This window comes from Streptomyces sp. NPDC002994 (assembly GCF_040611155.1).
Classification (GTDB): Bacteria; Actinomycetota; Actinomycetes; order Streptomycetales; family Streptomycetaceae; genus Streptomyces.
Genome location: NZ_JBEXNQ010000001.1, coordinates 25,955 through 45,438, shown reverse-complemented (window position 1 = coordinate 45,438; position 19,484 = coordinate 25,955). Strand labels below are relative to the sequence as shown.

Annotated in this window: 18 protein-coding genes; 6 read left to right on the top strand and 12 right to left on the bottom strand. The window is 70.2% G+C overall.

The window, feature by feature from the left end:
• Positions 1-22 precede the first annotated feature (22 nt).
• Entirely contained in the window at positions 23-223 is a 201-nt protein-coding gene (locus ABZX79_RS00235; protein ID WP_355249581.1) for a hypothetical protein, read from the bottom strand.
• A 240-nt stretch (positions 224-463) separates the two neighbouring features.
• Here ABZX79_RS00235 and ABZX79_RS00230 point away from each other — a divergent pair, with 240 nt between their 5' ends.
• Together ABZX79_RS00230 and ABZX79_RS00225 are read left to right on the top strand one after the other, a co-directional pair.
• On the top strand, positions 464-1,150 hold the full coding sequence (locus ABZX79_RS00230; RefSeq protein ID WP_355249580.1) for an alpha/beta hydrolase: 687 nt from the start codon (positions 464-466) through the stop codon (positions 1,148-1,150).
• 32 nt (positions 1,151-1,182) lie between these two features.
• The gene (locus ABZX79_RS00225; RefSeq protein WP_355249579.1) at positions 1,183-1,782 is read left to right on the top strand and encodes a class I SAM-dependent methyltransferase; all 600 of its coding nucleotides are present in this window, start codon (positions 1,183-1,185) and stop codon (positions 1,780-1,782) included.
• 3 nt (positions 1,783-1,785) lie between these two features.
• Here ABZX79_RS00225 and ABZX79_RS00220 read toward each other — a convergent pair whose 3' ends face one another.
• Positions 1,786-2,499, bottom strand: coding sequence for a hypothetical protein (locus ABZX79_RS00220; RefSeq protein ID WP_355249578.1), 714 nt, complete (start codon positions 2,497-2,499; stop codon positions 1,786-1,788).
• Between the two features lie 122 nt (positions 2,500-2,621).
• Here ABZX79_RS00220 and ABZX79_RS00215 point away from each other — a divergent pair, with 122 nt between their 5' ends.
• A complete protein-coding gene (locus ABZX79_RS00215) occupies positions 2,622-3,629 on the top strand; it encodes a fibronectin type III domain-containing protein (RefSeq protein ID WP_355249577.1) in 1,008 nt (335 codons plus the stop codon).
• 250 nt (positions 3,630-3,879) lie between these two features.
• Complete coding sequence (locus ABZX79_RS00210; RefSeq protein WP_355249576.1) at positions 3,880-4,788, top strand: nitroreductase/quinone reductase family protein; 909 nt, start codon at positions 3,880-3,882, stop codon at positions 4,786-4,788.
• Here ABZX79_RS00210 and ABZX79_RS00205 read toward each other — a convergent pair.
• The 8 genes from ABZX79_RS00205 to ABZX79_RS00170 all read right to left on the bottom strand — a co-directional run bounded on the left by ABZX79_RS00205 (position 4,745) and on the right by ABZX79_RS00170 (position 15,206).
• Positions 4,745-4,984, bottom strand: a complete 240-nt coding sequence (locus ABZX79_RS00205; RefSeq protein ID WP_355249575.1) for a Trm112 family protein — start codon at positions 4,982-4,984, stop codon at positions 4,745-4,747. The two genes, ABZX79_RS00210 and ABZX79_RS00205, sit on opposite strands and share 44 nt — an antisense overlap.
• A complete protein-coding gene (locus tag ABZX79_RS00200; protein WP_355250016.1) occupies positions 4,971-5,936 on the bottom strand; it encodes a DMT family transporter in 966 nt (321 codons plus the stop codon). The genes ABZX79_RS00205 and ABZX79_RS00200 overlap by 14 nt, the downstream gene beginning before the upstream one ends.
• 5 nt (positions 5,937-5,941) lie before the next feature.
• Positions 5,942-6,697 carry a class I SAM-dependent methyltransferase gene (locus ABZX79_RS00195; RefSeq protein WP_355249574.1) on the bottom strand — a complete coding sequence of 252 codons (756 nt, stop codon included), beginning with the start codon at positions 6,695-6,697 and terminating at the stop codon, positions 5,942-5,944.
• A complete protein-coding gene (locus ABZX79_RS00190; protein WP_355249573.1) occupies positions 6,694-7,971 on the bottom strand; it encodes a condensation protein in 1,278 nt (425 codons plus the stop codon). The genes ABZX79_RS00195 and ABZX79_RS00190 overlap by 4 nt, the downstream gene beginning before the upstream one ends.
• Entirely contained in the window at positions 7,968-12,230 is a 4,263-nt protein-coding gene (locus ABZX79_RS00185) for an alpha-(1->3)-arabinofuranosyltransferase family protein (protein WP_355249572.1), read from the bottom strand. Before ABZX79_RS00185 ends, ABZX79_RS00190 begins: the two co-directional genes overlap by 4 nt.
• Positions 12,227-12,946 carry a class I SAM-dependent methyltransferase gene (locus ABZX79_RS00180; RefSeq protein WP_355249571.1) on the bottom strand — a complete coding sequence of 240 codons (720 nt, stop codon included), beginning with the start codon at positions 12,944-12,946 and terminating at the stop codon, positions 12,227-12,229. The genes ABZX79_RS00185 and ABZX79_RS00180 overlap by 4 nt, the downstream gene beginning before the upstream one ends.
• A 6-nt stretch (positions 12,947-12,952) precedes the next feature.
• Positions 12,953-14,104, bottom strand: a complete 1,152-nt coding sequence (locus ABZX79_RS00175; RefSeq protein WP_355249570.1) for a glycosyltransferase family 4 protein — start codon at positions 14,102-14,104, stop codon at positions 12,953-12,955.
• A gap of 136 nt (positions 14,105-14,240) precedes the next feature.
• Complete coding sequence (locus ABZX79_RS00170; protein WP_355249569.1) at positions 14,241-15,206, bottom strand: DUF3068 domain-containing protein; 966 nt, start codon at positions 15,204-15,206, stop codon at positions 14,241-14,243.
• 191 nt (positions 15,207-15,397) lie between these two features.
• Between ABZX79_RS00170 and ABZX79_RS00165 the strand changes: the two genes are divergently transcribed.
• Positions 15,398-15,550: a hypothetical protein gene (locus ABZX79_RS00165; protein WP_355249568.1), complete on the top strand. Its 153-nt coding sequence runs from the start codon at positions 15,398-15,400 to the stop codon at positions 15,548-15,550.
• 41 nt (positions 15,551-15,591) lie between these two features.
• Positions 15,592-16,818, top strand: coding sequence for a helix-turn-helix domain-containing protein (locus ABZX79_RS00160; protein ID WP_355250014.1), 1,227 nt, complete (start codon positions 15,592-15,594; stop codon positions 16,816-16,818).
• A 164-nt stretch (positions 16,819-16,982) separates the two neighbouring features.
• Here ABZX79_RS00160 and aceB read toward each other — a convergent pair whose 3' ends face one another.
• Together aceB and ABZX79_RS00150 are read right to left on the bottom strand one after the other, a co-directional pair.
• Complete coding sequence (gene aceB / locus ABZX79_RS00155; RefSeq protein WP_355249567.1) at positions 16,983-18,602, bottom strand: malate synthase A; 1,620 nt, start codon at positions 18,600-18,602, stop codon at positions 16,983-16,985.
• Between the two features lie 217 nt (positions 18,603-18,819).
• Positions 18,820-19,431, bottom strand: a complete 612-nt coding sequence (locus ABZX79_RS00150) for a nucleotidyltransferase family protein (RefSeq protein WP_355249566.1) — start codon at positions 19,429-19,431, stop codon at positions 18,820-18,822.
• Positions 19,432-19,484: the final 53 nt, after the last annotated feature.

Here is a 19,484-nt window from a genome sequence, read left to right as displayed (position 1 = left end):
GCTCCGGCGGGCGCCCGGGGTCCTAGTACTCGCAGATGAACTTCCAGCTGCACCAGCCGCTGCAGCATTCCGACGAGCTGAGGCACGAGACTCCGCACTCGTACGAACTGATGCAGCCGCCGCCGACCCCCTTGCACCGCTCGGCCACCGTGGCGGGCGCGGCGAACATGTACTGCTGCAGGCCGTCGCTGGCGAGGCGTGCGGCAAGTGACGTGGTGGTCACGTTGTCCCCTTTCTTCGTGCGCGGCGGGGTCCGCGCACGATGTCGGCTGGTCACTAAAAGTATCGTCACCTGTACTTACCGTCACCAGGCGTGCGGAAGCCCGGGCTCCGGCGCGAAGTGCGCTGCTCACGCTCTTGTGCGGTCGCCGGGCGCGTGTGTAGGCGGTGCGGTATGCCGTGCGGTGCGGTCGGCGGTTGGTCGCGGTCGGAGTGTCCCGCCCCGGCCTGTAGCGTCGGGGGCATGGGTGAGCACTCTGTAGTAGATGTCGGCGACGTACGACTGGCCTATCGGACCTGGGGCGATTCGTACGGGGCGCCGGTCGTGCTCCTGCACGGGCTCGGCTCGTCGTCGGCGAGCTGGGAAGAGGCCGGGGAGGCACTCGGCGAGGAATGGCGGGTCTACGCGATCGACCTGCGCGGGCACGGCGAGAGCGACTGGCCCGACGAGTACTCCGTCGAGCTCATGCGGGACGACGTCCTGGGCTTCCTCGACGAGCTGGAGATCGACCGGGTCGGCGTCGTCGGCCACGGCATGGGCGGGATCGTCGCCCGGCTGCTGGCGCAGGACAACTCGGACCGCGTGGAGCGGCTCGTCCTGGAGGAGACCCCGCCGCCGTTCCCCGGCGCCATCGAAGCTCCGGCGGTACGCCCCGACGCGCCGCTGGACTACGACTGGCCCGTCGTACCGGCCATTACGAGCCAGATCGCCGACCCCGACCCGGACTGGGCCGAGAGCCTCAGTGAGATCGTCGCGCCGACCATGATCATCACTGGCGGTCCGGACAGCTCCATGCCGCAGGACCGGATGCCGGACATGGCCGCGCTCATCCCGGACTGCCGGCTGATCACCATCCCGGCCGGTCATTACGTACATGAGGAGCGTCCGCGCCCGTTCGCGCACGAGGTCACGGAGTTCATGACCAGCTGATCCGGCTGATCTTCAGGACGCGGGTCGGTTACATGCCGTTCGATCACAACGACCACTACCACCGGCTGCTGCTCCGGTACGTGCCGCGCTCCGCGCTCACCGCCCTCGATGTGGGCTGCGGAACCGGCCGGTTCGCGCGCAGGCTCGCGGCTCTCGGTCTCGAGGTCGACGCCGTCGACCCGGCAGCCGAGGCCATCGACGCCGCCCGCGCGGCGGGCGGTCCGGTGCGCTACCGGCAGGCCGACATCACCGAACTGGCCCTGCCCCGGCAGCACTATGACTACATCTCCTGCCTGGCGAGCCTCCACCACATGCCGTTCACCACGCTCGCCGCGCTGCGCGACGCCCTTGCCCCGGGCGGGGTGCTCGTCGTGCTCGGCTGCGCCCCCGAGACGTCCAGGACCGACTGGGCCTGGAGTCTCGCCGCAGTGCCGGTGAACGCGGCCGCCCGGCTCGCGGTGGGCGCACGGGAACGGGTGGTCGGAAGGAGCGGGGAACGGGTGGTGGCGCCGGTGCGGCAGCCCGTCATGCCGCTGGCCGAGGTCAAGCGGGCGGCGGCGGAACTGCTGCCGGGGTGCGGGGTGCGCAGGCTGCTGTTCTGGCGGTATCTGCTGGTGTACCGCAGCCCCTGACGCCTAGCGGTGGTACCAGTCCGTGCTGTCGCTGATGGCGATCGAGACGTACGTCTGATGGATCGCCACCAGCGACGCCACCATCCTGGGGTCCCAGTCGTCCCGCATGACGCGGTAGTCCCCCGCCAGGCCCCGGTAGGACATCACGGCCCGGCCGGCGCCGTCGCGCCAGACGATGCGGCGCGGGGTCGTGACCGGGTCCTGCGCGAGGCCGGAGAAGGCGGCGACGACCAGCGCGATGTTGAGGGGCAGGAGCACCGTCCACCACAGCGCCCACCACATCAGCCGGCCGGCCGAGCCGCGCACCGGAGGGGTGCCCTCCTGGTCCATGGTCCAGTGGGAACGGCCGATGCGGAAGATCCGCCCGCGCCGCAGTGAGATGCGGCCGATCAGTGTGCCGTCCGGGTCCAGTACCCGGTAGACGAAGCGCGGGCCGCCGAATCCGAAGCCGGTGCCGTGCTCGGTCGTCACGGTGGCGAGGACCTCGCGGCACCGCTCGTCGCCGTACAGGAGGATTTCCCGGGCGCCGGGGAGGTACGTGTGGGGGCCGCCGGCAGCGGTATTGCGCAGCAGGTACGCCACGGGGCGCGGGCCGTCCTTCGACCTGCCGTCGTCGGCCGTGACCATGACCGGTGTGCCCGGCTTGAGACCGATGGATTTGTCGCGGCCGCGCGCAGTGTGGCTGCGGGGGTCGAGCATTCTGTACGTGATCGCCATTCAGGCGGCCCCCTATTTCCTGATCCGTTCCGTTCTGGGGCGTCAGCCTAGTAGTGGGTCGCGCGCGCACTCTTGCCGGGCATCGCCGCGCATGGCATACAGGTCTGGACCATTGCCCTCGAATGAAGGGTCTGACCGTGCAACGCCCCACCGTTCGCGCTGTGTTGGCCTGCTCTGTGTTGTTTGTTGTGGCCGCGACCGCCTGTTCCGCGACCGAACCGGAACGGGACACCGAGAAGCCGTCCAGGCCGGGCGGGGTGACGGCCCAGGCGGGCAGCGCCACCTCGGTCCACGTGATGTGGGACCGGTCGACGGACAACAAGGCGGTCACCGGTTACGAGGTGTACGAGAAGGGCGCCAAGGTCAAAACCGTGACGGGGGCGCGGCACATGATCGACGTCGACCGGCTCTCTCCCTCCACCGCCTACACCTTCACCGTCCGCGCCCGCGACGCCGCGGGCAATCTGTCCGCCCCCAGCGGGGCCGTCCCCGTCAGGACCCCCGCCCTCGCGCCGGATGACCGGAAGGCGCCGTCCGCGCCGGTGAAGTTGCGGGGGCGTGTCGAGGGGACCGGTGCGGTGAGTCTGTCCTGGGGGCGGTCCGCCGACGACACCGGCGTCACGTCGTACGACATCTACCAGGAGGACTCCCGCATCCACAGCGTGCGCGGCGCCGGCACTTCGGCCCGGATCACGGGGTTGCGGCCCGGGACCCTCTACACCTTCACCGTCCGGGCGCGGGACGCCGCGGAGAACTCGTCGGGGGACAGCAACGCCCTTGACCTGACCACTGTTTCGGGGCGTGGCGATGGTCCGTCCACCGCGCCGCGGGGATTGACGGCGACGGCTCGTACGAAGGCGGGCGTACGCGGGATCGAGCTCCGGTGGACGCCTCCGCGTGTCGCGGGTGGGGGTGCGAAGGGGGGTGTCGTGCTGGAGCATCAGCTGTTTCTCAACGGGAAGTTGGCCACGACGATCGTGTGGGGCGCGACCCCGCCGACGGGGCCGGCGACGTACCACTTCACGGTCAGCGAGCCGCCCGGCACCCGCTACAGCATCAAGCTCCGCGCGAAGCTGCCGGACGGGAAGTGGGGCGACTTCTCGGCGCAGCGGACCGTGGTGACGCGTTGACAAGGCGCTGGGCGCTCGTTTGTAATGGTGCGCGTGTCGCGTGACGCCGGCCAAAGAGAAGTGGGCAGGCCGGTGGTTGGGCGAACACCATTCATCAAGGGACGTGTCATGAGTTCTTACTCCGCTCCCTGCGTCTGACGTAGCCGACGTAGCTGACGTATCAGTACGTCTTCTTGTCTTTCCGTACGCCTCCGCGCACTGCGCGCCGCGCTGCCGCGGAACCCGATCCTGCTTTGGAGACACACTCCGCATGCCCACATCGTTCAATCAGTCCGTCGTCGAGGAGTTCCGAGCCAATGGCGGAAAGGTCGGCGGCCCCTTCGAGGGTGGCGACCTCCTCCTGCTCACCACCACCGGTGCCAAGTCCGGAAAGCGGCACACCACCCCTCTCGGCTATGTCCGCCACCGAGACCTGCTGCTCGTCGTCGGGTCCGCCGCCGGCGCGCCCCGCCATCCCGCCTGGTACCACAACCTGCTGGCCCACCCCCTGGTCCAGGTGGAAATCGGCACCGAGGAGTACGAAGCCGTCGCCGTTCCGGCGGAGGGTGCCCGGCGCGACGAGCTCTTCGCGTACGTGGTGGGCGAGGAGCCCGGATACGGCGACTACCAGGCCGGGACCAGCCGGATTCTGCCGGTCGTGGTGCTGGAGCGCGCCGAGCACGAGACCGCGGCGGGCCGCCCTCGCGAAGTCTCCAGCCTCGCCGACAAGCTCATGGAGGTTCACGCCTGGCTGCGCGCGCAGTTGAAGCACGTGAGCGCCGAAACCGACGCCCATTTCGCCGAGCGGGCGGCTCACCAAGGGCCGGGCGCGCCGCCCTTGGAGACGGGACTGGGGCTTCAGATACGGCAGCACTGTCTGGCGTTCTGTCAGTCGCTGGAGTTCCATCACCGCAGCGAAGACGCGCACGTGTTCCCCGGACTCGCCCGCGAGTACCCCCACTTGAGTGCGGCGCTCGACCGGCTTCGGGACGAACATGTGACGGTCGCGCGGCTCCAGGAGGAGTTGCTGGCTCTGCTGGCCGGCATCGGGCGCGCTGAGCCGGAACGGTTCCGGAGTGAGTTGGCCCGGATGACGGAGGAACTCAACGCCCACCTCGATTATGAGGAGGAGTCGCTCATTCCTGTGCTTGCCGGGATTCCGCTTCCGCCGCGTGGCTGAGCGTCATCAGGCGGTTGTGCTCTGCCTCCGGGACCTGTTCGCCTGAGGAGGGGAGCAGCTGGGGGATGCCGTCGACGATCGGGTAGCGGCGGCGCAGGCGCGGGTTGTAGAGGGCGTCCTCCGGTGCGAGGAGGGTGAGCGGGCCCTTGTCCAGGGGGCAGGCCAGGATCTTCAGCAGGGGGTCATCGGGGGTCATGGCTCAACTCCGGGGAGGGGGACGGGGAGGGGGAGGGGGTCGGGGTGGGAGTGGGTTGGGGGGTGGGGGGCTTTTGGTGGGTGGTGAGGGTCAGGAGGACCGTTACCGCGAGTGCGGCTCCCGTCAGGTGCAAGGTCAGGAGTAGCGGGTCGTCGGGGAGTGACTCGCCGAAGGCGAACGTTCCCGCGACTGACGTGTAGAGGCAGGACGTTGTGGTGCAGACGGGGACGATCAGCGATGCCCTGCAGCGCTGGAGTGCCGTTTGGGAGAGGAGCAGGCCGGTTGCTCCCGTGATCAGGAGGAGGTACGGGTACGGGCTCGTCAGGAGGGTGAGTGCGGCGCCCGCCGGGTCGTCCACGGTGGCCGTGGTGAGGTGCGCGGAGACACCCTTGATCGCCAGGGAGCTCACGCCGTAGACGAAGCCGACCGCCACTCCGTACTCGACGCCTGCGGTGGGCCGGCGGTGGCGGTGCGCCGTGCGGTGCTCTGTGGCGACGTACAGGGCCAGGCCTGTGGCCAGGGAGAGGGCGCTGAGAAGCAGGACCAGTGGGTAGGGGGCTTCTTGGCCGACGCTGTGTGGTCGACCGCTCAGGGAGCTGACCACCATGAGCAGGGCCAGAAGGACGGTGGCCAGCGCGTAGCGCTCGCGGGTGGATGTGCGTTCGCCCAGGAAGAGATTCGAGAGGATGAGGAGCAGGACCAAGCCTGAGACGAACAGCGCTTGGGCCGCGGCCATCGGGAGGGTTCTGTACACGATGAGCTGCGCGGCGAAGCCGCCGGCCAGGGCGAGTGAGCCGCCGATCCACAGGGGGCTGGCGAGGAGGTGGCGGAGCAGGTGGGCGGGGCGGCGTACGTTCAGTGCCGGGAGCTTGGTCAGCGCGCGCTTCTCCAGTACGAAGCCCGTGCTGTACAGGACGTTCGCCAGCAGCGCGGCCGCCACGCCCCACCACATCACGCTCAGTCCCCGTCGCGGCGGCGGGCGTGCGCCAGCAGGATCGACGCCGCTGTGGGTGCGGCGGAGCAGATCAGCCGGTCCAGGGGGCGCAGGGGGCGGGGGACGCCGTGGAAGGGCGCGCCGGTGATGCGGATGACGTCGAAACCCGAGGCGGTGAGGAACTCACGCAGTGCGCGGGCCGTGTAGAGGCGGAGGTGGCCCACCACCTCGCGGCCCGGGCGGCCGTGCACCGCGCGCAGGCTCACCTCCGAGAACACGGGCTGGGTGCCGGTGAGAAGGAGGGCGCGGTTGTACCAGGCGGCGAGGTTGGGCGTGGAGAGCATGAGGTGGCCGCCGGGGGTCAGGACGCGGCGTAACTCGTCCAGCGCGCTGTCGGGATCCACCAGGTGTTCTATTACTTCGCTGAAGAGGATCGCGTCGGCTGCGCCGGTGGCGAAGGGCAGGCCGTTGTTGGTGAGTTCTCCCCTCACTACGTGCGTGAGGTGCGCGGAGGCGCGGCGCAGCGCGTCCTGCGACCAGTCGACGCCGATGACGCGGTGGTCGCGCAGGAGTGGAGCGGCGGTGGCGGCCGCGGTGCCGTCGCCGCAGCCGATGTCCAGGACGGTGGCCGGGGAGTGGCGGTGGCGGTGCGGGTGCTGGTGCCGGTTCCGGTCCAGGGCGGTGGCCAGGATGCGGGCCTGGCGGAGAGTGCGGGGGGCGCCGGAGGCCACGGGGACTGCCGGGTTCTCGTAGAAGTCCTGGAGGGGTGTTGTCGTCATGTGTTCTCTCCGGACGTCGCGTCCAGGTACTCCGCGAAGAGGTCCCGCAGTCGTTCGCCGTCGGCGGCTCCCAGCAGTACGCCCGACCAGCGCAGCGCCAGGTGCAGGCGGCCCGCCGTGCTGGCCGTGGTGACGGTGAGGCCGCGCGGCATGCGGGCGGGGGCCGAGAACCACACGGCCGTCGCGCGGCCCGCGCCTTCGCCGAAGTCCAGGGGGTACGGCACCCGGCCGATGTTGCTGAGAAGGGTGGTCGATGTCCATGGCGCCGCTGTTCGGCGCAGGGCGCGGGTGAACGCTGCTCGGAGTGACACGGGTAGCACGGGCGCTGTGAGCAGGGCCGCGCCGTGGCCCAGTTGGGGGCGGGGGAGAGCCTTCAGCGTGCGGGTGCGGAGGGCTGTGCGGCGTAGGAGGGCCGGGATGTCGGGGTGGGTCAGCTCTTCGGGGGCGTAAGGGACCTCTACCAGGCGGGTGCCGTTGCCTATGGGCATGTCCAGGCCACGGGAGCGGTCGTCCACCGGCATCGTGATCCGCATGGGGCGGGGCGGGGTGCCGTGCTCGCGGTTCCAGGTGGCGATCATGCGGGCGGTGGCGACCATGAGTTGGTCGTTGACCGTGTACGGGGCGTCCCGTGGGCGGGTCGGGAGGGGGAGGTCGGCTGTCAGCATGCCATTGGCTGTGGTGGAGGTTGGCCTGCCCTGGGCTACGCGCGCCACCGGGGCGAAGCCGGGGCGGGGGGTGGGGTCGGGGCGGCCCTGGGGGGTGGTGGGGGCGGGGGCTCGGGTGGGGGCGGTGGTGGGGGAGTTGTCCTGACCGCCGTAGATCTCGGCGGCGGTGGCCAGGACGCGGAGGCAGGCGGGGCCGTCCAGGGCGGTGTGGTTGATGGTGAGGAGGAGTACGTGGTCTATGACTTCCAGGCGTACGGGTGGGGAAAGGGTGAGTGGGGGTGCGTGGGAGAGGGCGCGGGTTCGGGCCTCTGTGAGGGCGTGGGGGGTGGGGGGCGGGAACGTGACGACTTCGGTGTCGGGGTGGTGGGTCAGTTCCCATTCGTACCGGCGGCGGTACCAGGGGCCGGGGGCCTCGCGCATCAGGATGCGGGGGTGGCGTCGCAGGGCCTCGTTGAAGGCGGCGCGCAGGCGGGCGGGGTCGGGGCGGCCGGGCAGGTGCACCTCGATGTGTACCGTCTCGGGCACTCGGGGGTGCAGGCAGTGCCGGGTGACTTCGTCGACGACGGTGAAGGGCACGCGGCGGGGGTGTTCATGCTGGAGCGCGGTCACGTTGTCCTCTCCTCGCCGGGGGCGGCTCCCTGGGGCGGGACGCCGGTGTCCGGGGTTCCGGGGGCCCCCGGCTCCGGGGTCGGTGCCGCGCCGGGGCGTCTCCTCGGGCGCCGAACGTTCGGGTAGCGCGTTGTTTCTTCGGGCTCGTTGCGTTCGGCGCCCTGCGGGGAGCGCCCCGGCACGTCCCCTCCTGGCACCGGGATGTTCGGGGCGGTGCTGTGGGCGTTTCGGCCTGTCGTCACCAGGGCCGCCGTCAGGGCGGTCAGGGCCAGGAGTTGTGCTGCGGGGCCGAACGCGCCCTCCGATGCCGAGGCCGGGGCGCCCGCTTGCAGGGCGGCTGTCGTGCCCGCCGCCGTCATCGCCAGCAGGGCTATGGGGGGGAGCAGGGTGTGGCGGAAGTGGGCCACCAGGGCCAGGGCTGGGACCAGTAGGGCCAAGGGGCCTGAGGTTATGGCTAGTGCGAGGGTCAGTGCGGCCAGGCCCAGGATCGGGCCTGGGGTGGGGGGTGGCGGTGGGGGTGTTGGCATTGGGGTTGTGCGGCGGTACAGGGTGAGCGCTGCCAGGGCCGTTACCGCCAGTGCGCCGCCTATCAGGCCTGCTTCGTACAGTCGCGCCGGTTTGTACTCCAGGCGAACCTGGCCGCCCGCTCCTTCTGGGATCAGCCAGCCCTGCTGCCAGCCGTCCAGTCGCACTGAAGGCAACTGCCGGCCGTTGAGCGTGGCCTGCCAGCCCGGGTTCGCGTTCTCGTAGGTTTGGAGGTACGACGCTTCGCCCGGGCCCACTGTCAGGGAGCGGCGGTCGCCTGCGGCGTCCTGGATCGTGACTTCGCGGGATCGCTCGGCAGGGGGTGCTGCCTTGTTTCTGGTCAGGGTGATGTCGGTGAGGGCCAGCGGGCCCGCGTCGCCTGCTTCTATGCGGTGGGTGCCGGCGGACAGGCTTGCTTTGCCGTTGCGCTGGGTGCCCGCGCAGAGCGAGACCTCGACGGGGCGGCGTTCTGTGAGGTCGCTGAGCTTTCCCTTGGCGCTTGTGGCGTGGAACGTGCCGTCGATGGAGAGGATCGGGCCCTTGCCACAGGGGAGTTGGAAGGTTTGAGAGGGGCTGGGCTGCGGGACTTGGAATTCGGCCAGTGCTGGGATGTATATCTCGCTCAGGCCTACGGGGAGCTGCATCTTGTTGTTCGCCACCGGGTTGTGGACCGTCAGCGGTGCTGAGCGGGTGATGGTGATGTCCAGGCGGTCGGTGTTGATCGGTTCGAAGCGGGCCAGGCCGTTTTCGTCGACGGAGACCGTTGCCGCACCGTTCGGAGAGCTGATCTCCACTTGTTCCGGGCGGGTGGACAGGCCGCCTGCCGGGGCGAACACGATCTCGCCTATGGGGCGCTTTCCCGGCCAGCGCAGGTGCAGGGTGGGGTTGCTTCCGGCTATCCATGCCGTGGTCAGATCGCCGTCGACCAGGTTGCGCGGGGTGAGCGACGCGCCCAGGCGGGCGGTCGAGTCGGCCGTGGCTGTGAGGCGGCGGCGCTGGTCGGGGGCGAGGCTGAAGAGGAGTTCGTCCAGTTCGTCGCCCGGTACGGGCAGGGCGGTCGCCCGTAGTGCGTAAGCGCCTGTTGTGGCCGTCGAGAACTGGCGGTGCAGGCCCACCTCCGCCGACGCCGGCGAGAGGCCGCCCGGGTCGCTGCCCCGGTGGAGCGAGATCAGGTCCGGGTTCGAGTCCGGGGGGAGGGAGAGCAGGCGGGTCACCTGGACGCCGGGGATGTCGACGGTCGTGAAACCCGCGCCCATCAGGCCCGGTCGGCCCTGCTGGGAGCTGACGATGGTCAGCTTGAAGTACGTCGTCCTGCCGGGGGGTGCGTCTATCTGCTGGGGTGCGCCATTGGGGTGCAGGGGGCTTGTCCTGCTGCCGGTGTCCGTTTCTACTCGTACGGCCGTGGGTGCGGCTCTTACGCCGTCCGACGGCAGGGGCGTCACCTGGATTCGGGTGGGGATGTTTGTTTTCTGGGTGAAGTCCGCGCGCAGCCATTCGCCTGTGGGATTCGCCGCGCTGCCCTCCGCCCACGCCGTGTCCGCATTCCCGTCGAAGGCGTTCACCGGGTCGTACTGCGGCAGGTGGAACAGCCAGTTGCCGCTGCTCGACGCCGTCACCGATTTCGCGCCGCGCAGGACGGCTGTTGTCTGGTGCTCGATGCCGTTGGTGGGGAGGATCTGGCGGGGGGAACGGCCCGGGTCCTGGAGGCTGTTGGGGTGATTCTTCTCTGTGGCGGTGTAGGTGTAGGACGTGTTGGAGTTGACCAGTCCGAAGCGGGTGTCGGCGCGTCGCAGGCCGTCGCCCGTCGCCTGAATGGCAGGGTCGCCGAGGCCGGGGTGGCTGTCACCGGTGAGTACGGACGGTCGCCTGCGCATGGTGGGGTCGGAGGAGAGCGGCAGCAGTGTCTCGGGGCCGCCGCTGACCACTGCTGTGTCCGCCGCCGCGTTGAGGCCGAATCTGGAGGGCCGTTCGGTTGTGGTGGGGGGCTCGTAGATCTCTACCGCTTGCTGGCGTGGGTAGAGGCCCTCGATCTGGATCGGGGTGTCGTCCGGGATGCGACCGCCGGTCAGTACCGGGCCGAAACCGGTGAGGCGCGTGTAGCCGGACTCTTCCAGCGTGCGCTTCACCGTTTGCGGCGGTACGTAGCCCATCTGGTCCGGGTCGAGATCGTTGCGTACGACTATGTAGTGCAGGCCCGCGCGACTTAAGTAGTCGGCGAGGCCGGGGACTTGAGCTCCTGTGGTGAGTGCTTGTTCGACCGCGTCCATCGCGCGTCGGTTGCCCGGGGTTCCGAACGGCACATAGTCGCGCTGCGCCCAGCGCGAGTCGGCCAGCACGTCGAGTGGCTGGTCGATCGGTGAGCCCCAGGTGTAGAGGCCGTGCGCGGTGGCGGGGACCACTAGGGCGCGGCTGTCGGGCGAGTATTTCTTCAGCCAGGCGGCTGTCGCTTCCCAGTGATGGGGCAGCTTGCTGAAGGAACCCGGCTGGAGGATGTTGCCGTTGAGGTAGGGGAGGGCCAGGGCCGGGAGGATGAGGAGCGCTGTGACCACTGGCGCCAGGCGGCGGACCTGCCTTGGGCGTGCGCTTTCGGCCGCTGTGGCAGTGATGTGCGTCAGGCCGAGGGACAGGGCAAGGGCCAGGCCGGGCTGGAATTTGTAGATGTTGCGGAAAGGCACCAGCCACGTGTTGAGCCAGTCCTGGACTGTGGAGTGGAACGGGCCGCCCAAGGGGCCGGCGTATCCGGCGAGGGTGAGAGTGGCTACGGAAAGTGTGATGAGGAGCAGCCAGCGGCGCTCCGGTAGGTCGCGGCGGGCCAGGCCCGCCAGGCCCAGTGCGGCGGCCAAGGCCGAGCCGAGGATGGTGAGGGCTGCCGTGGCGACCGTCCAGCCCGCCGGCAGCCACGCCTCGCCGAAGTGCAGGTACGCCGTCCAGTTGCCCGCGCCCCGCAGCAGTTCCGTGGCGGACATGGTCGCCGTGGTCGTCTCGGACTGTTCCACGTAGGGGAGGAAGTTCTCGCCGTGTATGCCGAGGATGAGGAGGGGGACCACCCACCAGGCTGTCGCCAGCAATACGCCTGGCACCCACCATGCGATCAGCGCGCGGCGGCGGGGTGTGGGCGCCCTGCTGAGCAGGTAGAGCGCTACGGGGAGGAGTGCGGCGAGGGTCGACGCCGCGTTCACTCCGCCCATGCAGGGGATCAGGAGTGCCGAGCGCAGGGCGGCTGTGCGGGGGGTTGTGCGGGGGTTGGTGAGCGGCAGCAGGACCCAGGGCAGGAGTGCTCCTGGAAGTGCGGCCGCCGATGTGGAGCCGATGACGATCGTGTACGTCGGCCACAGGGCGTACGCCGCCGCACCGAGGAGGCGGGTCGTGGGCGAGCCGACGAGCAGACGCTCGGCCAGGCGCAGCGCGCCCCAGAAGGCTGTGGTGACGACTATCGACAGCCACAGGCGTTCCGCCAGCCAGACGGGCAGGTTCACCAGGTCGGCCAGCGCGTAGAACGGCAGCATCGGGAAGACGTAGCCGACGTACTGGTCGAAGATTCCGCCGAAGCCCGCGCGGCTGTGCCACAACTCGCCCAGGTCGGAAAGGAATTTGAACGGGTCCAGTGCCACGCCGAGTTTCGTTTCGAACGTCATCCTGCCCGGTGACGCCGCGATGAAGGCGATCAGTGCTGCCGAACCGAACGCGAACAGCCAGCGGCGCGAACGCGGCTCCTGGTGGGGGGTGGTCGTCATGGACACCGCCGGAGGATGAGGAGGAGGTTCCAGGTGGCGAACTCGCGCAGCAGGGGGATCTTCGGTACGACGGCGGGCAGGAACGGCCAGTAGCGGGCCCGGGCTGTCACCAGCTCGACGTCGGTGCGGGAACGTACCTGGCGCAGGGTGGTGCCGATGTGGATGGGGAAGAGGTTTTCGCCGAGCGTGTGCTTGGCGCTGCGGCCGGTGCGCCGTTCGTAGCGGCGGCGGGCCCGTTCGGCGCCCAGGTAGTGCCAGGGCGCCCACTCGTGGCCGCCCCACGGGGAGTACCAGTTGGTGAACGAGACGTAGATCAGGCCGCCCGGTGCTGTGACGCGGATCAGTTCGCTGAGGAAGGTTCGCGGGTCCTCGACGTGCTCCAGGACGTTGGAGGAGAAGGAGATGTCCGCTGTGCCGTCGGGGAGGGGCAGCAGATATCCGTCGGCCACCACCGCGCCCGCGGGCTTGCGGCCCCTGAGTTCGCGTACGTCCGGTTCGAAGAGGTAGCTGTGTGCGCCGCGCCTTCGGAACTCCTCGGTGAAGTGGCCGCTGCCGCCGCCGACGTCGACGACTGTCCGGTTGGCCAGGGGCTCGTACCGCTCCAGTTGGTCGGCCGCGTCACGGGCGAGCAGTGAGTAGCACCTGTCCGGGTCGGACTGCTCGTGCAGGAACGCCCGGAAGAGGGTGGCGGACCTGCGGAGGGAAGGGTCCTTCACCGCCTGTCACCTCCGCCGGTGGGAGAGGGCCGCCTCCGCCGCCACCGCCCGGAACTGGCGCACCGTGCTGCTCCACCGGTAGCGCGTGGCCCGCGCGGCCGCGGCCCGGCCCATCGCCTCGCGGCGCTCGGTGCTGAGGGCGAGTGCGCACCACGCGGCGGCGAACGAACTCTCACCGCGCGCCAGTACGCCCGTCACCCCGTCGGCCACGGAGTCCCGCAGGCCGGGTACGTCGAAGCCGATCGTGGGGGTGCCCCGGGTCGCGGCCTCGGTGACCACCAAGCCCCAGCCCTCGACCGCCGACGGGTGCAGTAAGAGGTGGGCCGCGCAGAGGAGTTGGTGTTTTTCCGCTTCGGAGACGTGGCCCTTGAAGATCACGTCGGGTCCTGCCAGGGCTTCCAGCCGGTAGCGCTCGGGACCGTCGCCGATGATCACCAGCTTGCCGCCGGTGACCGGTCTCACCCGTTCCCAGAGGCGGAGGAGGAGATCGATGCGCTTGTACTCGACCAGCCGTCCCATCGCGAGGAAGAGCGGCTCCGTGGAGCGAGGTGTGGGCTCTGGCGGCTGTTCGACTCCGTTGTGTACGACCCGGATTCGGCCCGGGTGCACTCCCAGTGCGCCCAGTGCGCTTGCCGTGGACGGCGACACGGCTACCAGGAGGTTTTCGCGCTGCGCGGCCGACAGTGCCCAGTGCTCCAGGCGACGGCCGAGGCCGGCTGCCGGACCCGGGTAGCGCATGCCCCAGAGCTCTGTGTGGACGTGGTTGACCAGACAGAGCGTGGGGCCGCGGTGCCACAGTGGGGTGAGGTACGGCAGGCCGTTGCAGACCTCGACCAGCAGGTCGCAGGCGCCGACCTGCCGGGCGAAGGCGTGCCGCGCCTTGATGAAGTGGCCGAGGTCGCCGCCCGCGGAGACGACCCGGTAGTCGCGGTACGCCGCCGGGCCTCCGCACAGCAGGGTCACCTGATGGCCGAGGGCGGTGAGGCCGTCCGCGAGGCGGTCGACGAGGAGTTCGGAGCCGCCCGCGGCCGGATTGCCCAGGTCGCGGCGGGAGAGAAAGACGATCCGGCGGGGGTGCCGGGAGGTCGGGTGGGGGAGTGGCTTGTGAGTCTCTTGGGGTTTCGCATCGTGCAGGGTGGGGGGCACGTGCTGGGGCATGCGAGCTCCAACTCGTCTCAGGGTGCGGAACCGGTGGGGGGCCGTGCGGGGGTGGGGAGGTCAGTTTTCGGCACGCTGTTCGATGCGGCTACTCACCTTGATGACAATTTCGGGACCGGAGTGAGCTGATGTGTCATCACATCGTGATGACAGGCGGCGCTGTACGTGGTTCACGCCCGCGTGCGACGAGCACCGCTCCTGCCACCGCCAGCAGTCCTCCAGCCCCGCCGCCGCCCATCGGCAGCGTCTCGCCCACCAGCTTCAGCCGATCGCTGTCGGACGAGGCCAGCTCCACCTGAGCGCGCTGCGTGGCGGGCGTGAACTCCAGCCGGCGGCTGTCGAGAAGAACCACCTTGTCCCGTTTCCCGCCGGGCGCGCGCAGCGTCTTGCGCGGGCCGATCGCCGCGTTCACGATGCGGCCCGTGCGGCGGTCGACGACCAGCTCGATGCCGTGGTTGGCGTACCACTCCTCGGCGAGCACCTGGCTGCGCTTCGGCAGCCCGACGAGCCGCCCCGGCACCAGCCTGGTGCCGGTCTTCGCGGGTTCTACGGCGCCGGTGAAGCGGTAGCCCTCGTACCCCTGGATCTTGCGCGTACCGGCGAAGCGGAGGCGGACGGTCGAGCCGAGCGTGTTGTCCCACCAGCGGTACGAGCGCTTCTGTACGCCGAAGGGGAACTTCAGGTACGCCTCCCCGTCGAAGGTCGGCTGCTCGCCGCAGCAGTGCACGGGCTCGTTGGTGCGGCGGTCGGTGACCCAGCGCTCCAGCGTCCACTGGAGCGAGTCGTGGGTGTCGGCGGCGGGGAGGGTGGCGTCGGTGTCGACGGAGGTCGAGACGTCCCAGACGGCCCGGCCGCTCTTCTCGCTGTCGGCCACATCGCCCCGTACCTGCCGGGTGATGGTGAGTTTCGTGTTGCCGACGGTCTTGATCCGGGAGGTGTCGAAGTAGCTGCCGGTGCCGGTGAAGACCGTGGTGACGTCCACGTCGACCGGTGTGCGTTTCGCGCGTGGCTCGACGTACCAGGCCAGCAGCGGGGCGAGTACGAGCAGGAAGACGCCGGCGCCCAGCAGGGCCAGCGACAGGGGGGAAGCGGTGCGACGCATACGGGCGACTCCAGTGGGGGCCGGCGAGGGGTGGCTCGGCGGATACGTGCACATGCGTATGGGCCGGGAACCGTAGGCGTCCTCTTGACGGACTGTCAATGGAGTGTTGACACTGGGCACTGCCGGACAGGACCGGTGGGTAACCGGTGGGGGAACCGGTGGGGCACAGCGTCAGAGAGGCTGACCCGACCATGTCCAGACTTCTTGCAGCAGCGCTGACCACCGTTGCTGCCGCCGCCCTCGCCGTGGGCGCCGCCTTAGCCGTCGTGGCACTGCTGAACGCCACCCCGGACCAGCCCAATGTGCCGCTGATCAGCTATGAGTCGGCGACGCCCCGGAAGTGATCCCGGTGGAAACGACCGCAGTGGACGGGGAGCGACGACGTATGGGCGACTGCTCGGCATGGGAGGACGTGCCCCGCCTCCAGGTACGGCAGTTCACCGACCGGGCCATGCGCGAAGTGCCCTCGCTCGCCCAGGAGATCCTCGACTGCATCTGCCGCGAACACCCCAAGCTGCCGCTGCTCGTCGACGAATCGGGCGAGCTGATCGCCCTCGTCGGCATCCGGCGCGCCCTGGAGGACTTCGTGCAGCATCTGGTGCTGGCGGAGGGGCGGCCGCACCACGTTCATCTCGAAGTCTTCCAGGACTTCGGGCGCGGCGAAGGGCTGCACGGCCGCTCCCTCGACTCCCTCCAGGCCATGTACCGGCTCGGCGTCCGGCTCGCGTGGCGGCGGCTCGCCGAGATCGGGCAGCAGGTGCGCATTCCGCCGCCCGCGATGTACGAGCTCGCCGAGTCCGGATTCGCCTTCCTGGACGGGCTGGTGGACCAGACCGTACGGGGATACGCCGAGGCCGCCGCGCGCCAGGCCGGTGAACGGCTGAGACTGCAACGGAAGTTGACGCAGGCGCTGATCGCGGAGCAGGGCGAGCCCGCCGACCCCGTCCACACCCGCTCGCTCGCCGAGCACGCCGCCAGAATCGGCTGGTCGCTGCCCGAGCGGGTCGCCGTGGGCGTGCTGCTGCGCCCGGGCCGCGCGTGCGTGGCCCCGGCCGTGGGGCAGGGCGTACTCCTCGACATGGAGAACGAGCAGCCCCTGATGATCGTGCCCGACCCGGCGCTGGCGGGGCGGCCGGAGCTGCTGCGCCGGTCGATGAAAGGCTGGTCGGGGGCGATCGGGCCGGCGGTGGCGCTGACCGAGGCCGCGAAGTCGCTGCGCTGGGCGGGGGCCGCCGTACGGCTCATGGAGCGGGGGCTGCTGCCTTCGGGGCGGCTGCTGCACTGCACGGAGTACACCGAGGCCTTGGTCCTTCTCCCGCCCGAGGAACTCATCGGCGACTTGACGCGCCGCTGCTTGGCCCCGCTGGCCGACTGCGGCCCCACACAGGGGCGACGGCTGGCGGAGACGCTGCTGGCGTGGCTGGAGACGCGGGGCGGCGCGCCGGAGGTGGCGGCCAGGCTCGGCGTACACCCGCAGACCGTGCGCTATCGGATGCGGCAGATACGGGAGCTGTGGGGCGACGAGGTCGACGACCCGGACCGCCGCTTCGAGCTGGAACTGGTGCTGAGGGCGCAGCGGTTGCGCGGCGAGCTGAGCGAGCCGATCCGATGACTTCCGCAGCACGCTGCCCCGGCTTGCGACGATGCCCGCTGGGCGGGCAATTCCAGCCCGTCCGGCGTTTGAGGACAAACGCCCGGAGGGCCTCCTGGGCTGCTCGCGCGTGACTCCGCCCCCGGTGCTGTGCGGGTACCGGGGGCGGAGAACAGCGGTGTTGATCAGCCGCGCAGCTGCTCGTACGCCGGCAGCGTGAGGAAGTCCGCGTAGTCCTCGTCGAGCGAGACAGTGAGCAGCAGGTCGTGCGCCTGCTGCCACTTGCCCGCCGCGAACGCCTCGTCGCCGATCTCCGCACGGATCGCGGCCAGTTCCTCCGCCGCGATCTTGCGGGCCAGCTCCGGGGTCGCCTTCTGGCCGTTCTCGAAGACGACGCCCGCGTTGATCCACTGCCAGATCTGGGAGCGGGAGATCTCCGCCGTCGCCGCGTCCTCCATCAGGTTGAAGATCGCGACGGCGCCCAGCCCCCGCAGCCACGCCTCGATGTAACGGATGCCGACCTGGACGGCCGAGACCAACCCCTCGTACGTCGGAACCGCGTCCAGCGAGTCGATGGCGATGAGCTCGCCGGGCGCCACCGACACGTCCTCGCGCAGCCGCTCCTTCTGGTTCGGCTTGTCGCCCAGGACCGCGTCGAACGACGCCATGGCGATCGGCACCAGGTCCGGGTGCGCGACCCAGGAACCGTCGAAGCCGTCGGCCGCCTCGCGGTCCTTGTCGGCCTTGACCTTCTCGAACGCGACCTTGTTGACCTCGGCGTCACGGCGGGACGGGATGAACGCCGCCATGCCGCCGATCGCGTGCGCGCCGCGCTTGTGGCACGTGCGGACGAGCAGTTCGGTGTACGCCCGCATGAAGGGCGCCGTCATCGTCACCGCGTTGCGGTCCGGCAGGACGAACTTCGCGCCGCCGTCACGGAAGTTCTTGACGATGGAGAAGAGGTAGTCCCAGCGGCCCGCGTTCAGCCCCGCCGCGTGGTCGCGCAGCTCGTAGAGGATCTCCTCCATCTCGTACGCCGCCGTGATCGTCTCGATCAGGACGGTCGCGCGGACGGTGCCCTGCGGGATCCCGACGTAGTCCTGCGCGAAGACGAAGATCTCGTTCCACAGCCGCGCCTCGAGGTGCGACTCGGTCTTGGGGAGGTAGAAGTACGGGCCCTTCCCGAGCTCGATGAGCCGCTTGGCGTTGTGGAAGAAGTACAGCCCGAAGTCGACGAGGGCGCCCGGCACCGGACGGCCGTCGAACTGGAGGTGGCGCTCGTCGAGGTGCCAGCCGCGCGGCCGCATCACCACGGTCGCCAGCTCCTCGGCGGGCTTCAGGGCGTACGTCTTGCCGGACTTCGGGTCGGTGAAGTCGATCCGGCGCTCGTACGCGTCGATCAGATTGCGCTGGCCGAGGACGACGTTCTCCCAGGTGGGAGCGGACGCGTCCTCGAAGTCGGCGAGCCAGACCTTCGCGCCCGAGTTCAGGGCGTTGATGGTCATCTTGCGGTCGGTCGGACCGGTGATCTCCACGCGGCGGTCGTTGAGCGCGGCCGGAGCCGGCGCGACCTTCCAGTCTCCCTCGCGGACCTGTGCGGTGTCCGGGAGGAAGTCCAGCGTGGAGGTACGGGCGATCTCGGCGCGGCGTTCGGAGCGGCGGGCCAGCAGCTCGTCACGGCGTGGCGTGAACAGCCGGTGCAGCTCGGCCACGAAGGCGAGAGCCGCGTCGGTCAGGACCTCTTCCTGCCTGGGCAGGGGCTCGGCATCGACGATGGCCAGCGGGGACGGCGCTGGTGCGGACATGAGCTGTCACTCCTTAGGCGGGCGACGCCTGACGGCCGCCGGGTCGCCCGAGAACGGCACAGAGTGCCATGGCTCCGAGGTACGGTCGCGGGCGCCGCCGAGTGGTGCAGGGCGCTTCTGACGTGTGGATAGTAGTTTCCTCATGGTGGAAGTTCAACGGTCTGTTGATATCGAGATTCTCATAGTCGACAGAAACTGGCGCTCAGTGCCACCTCGGTCACTCCAGGTGCCTCAGGTCCTCCGGCGTGTCGATGTCGTACGCCGCGGCCACATCCCCGCACTCGACGAGGGTGACCGCGCCCTCGTGTTCCTTCAGATAGGCGCGTGCCCCCCGGTCGCCCGTCGCACTCGACACGATGTCCGCCCACCGCTCCGCCCCGAAGAGCACCGGATGCCCCCTCTCCCCGTTGTACGCCGCCGCCGCGAGGCTCGAAGGCGTGCGGTACGCCGCCACCACGCGGCCCACCGCCGCCGCGCCGATCCCCGGCTGGTCGACCAGCGAGACGAGCGCGGCCGAGGCCCCCGTACCGGCCAGGGACGCCAGGCCGGCCCGCAGCGACGAACCCATCCCCTCGTCCCACTCCGGGTTGTCGACCAGCACGCATCCGGTCAGGTCGGCGCGCTCGCGCACCCGTGCGGCCGCCGCGCCCAGCACCACGTGCACCGGACCGCAGCCGCCCTCGCGCAGCACCCGTACCGCGTGCTCGACCAGCGGCCGCCCCCGGTACTCCAGCAGCGCTTTCGGCCGTCCGCCGAGCCGGCGACCGCCGCCCGCCGCGAGCAGAAGCCCCGCGATGCCGGCGGACCCGTCATCTCTTGTATGTGCCATGGGTTCTGCATACCGCATCGGGACGGGCGCCGACGGCCCGTCCTTGGATAGGG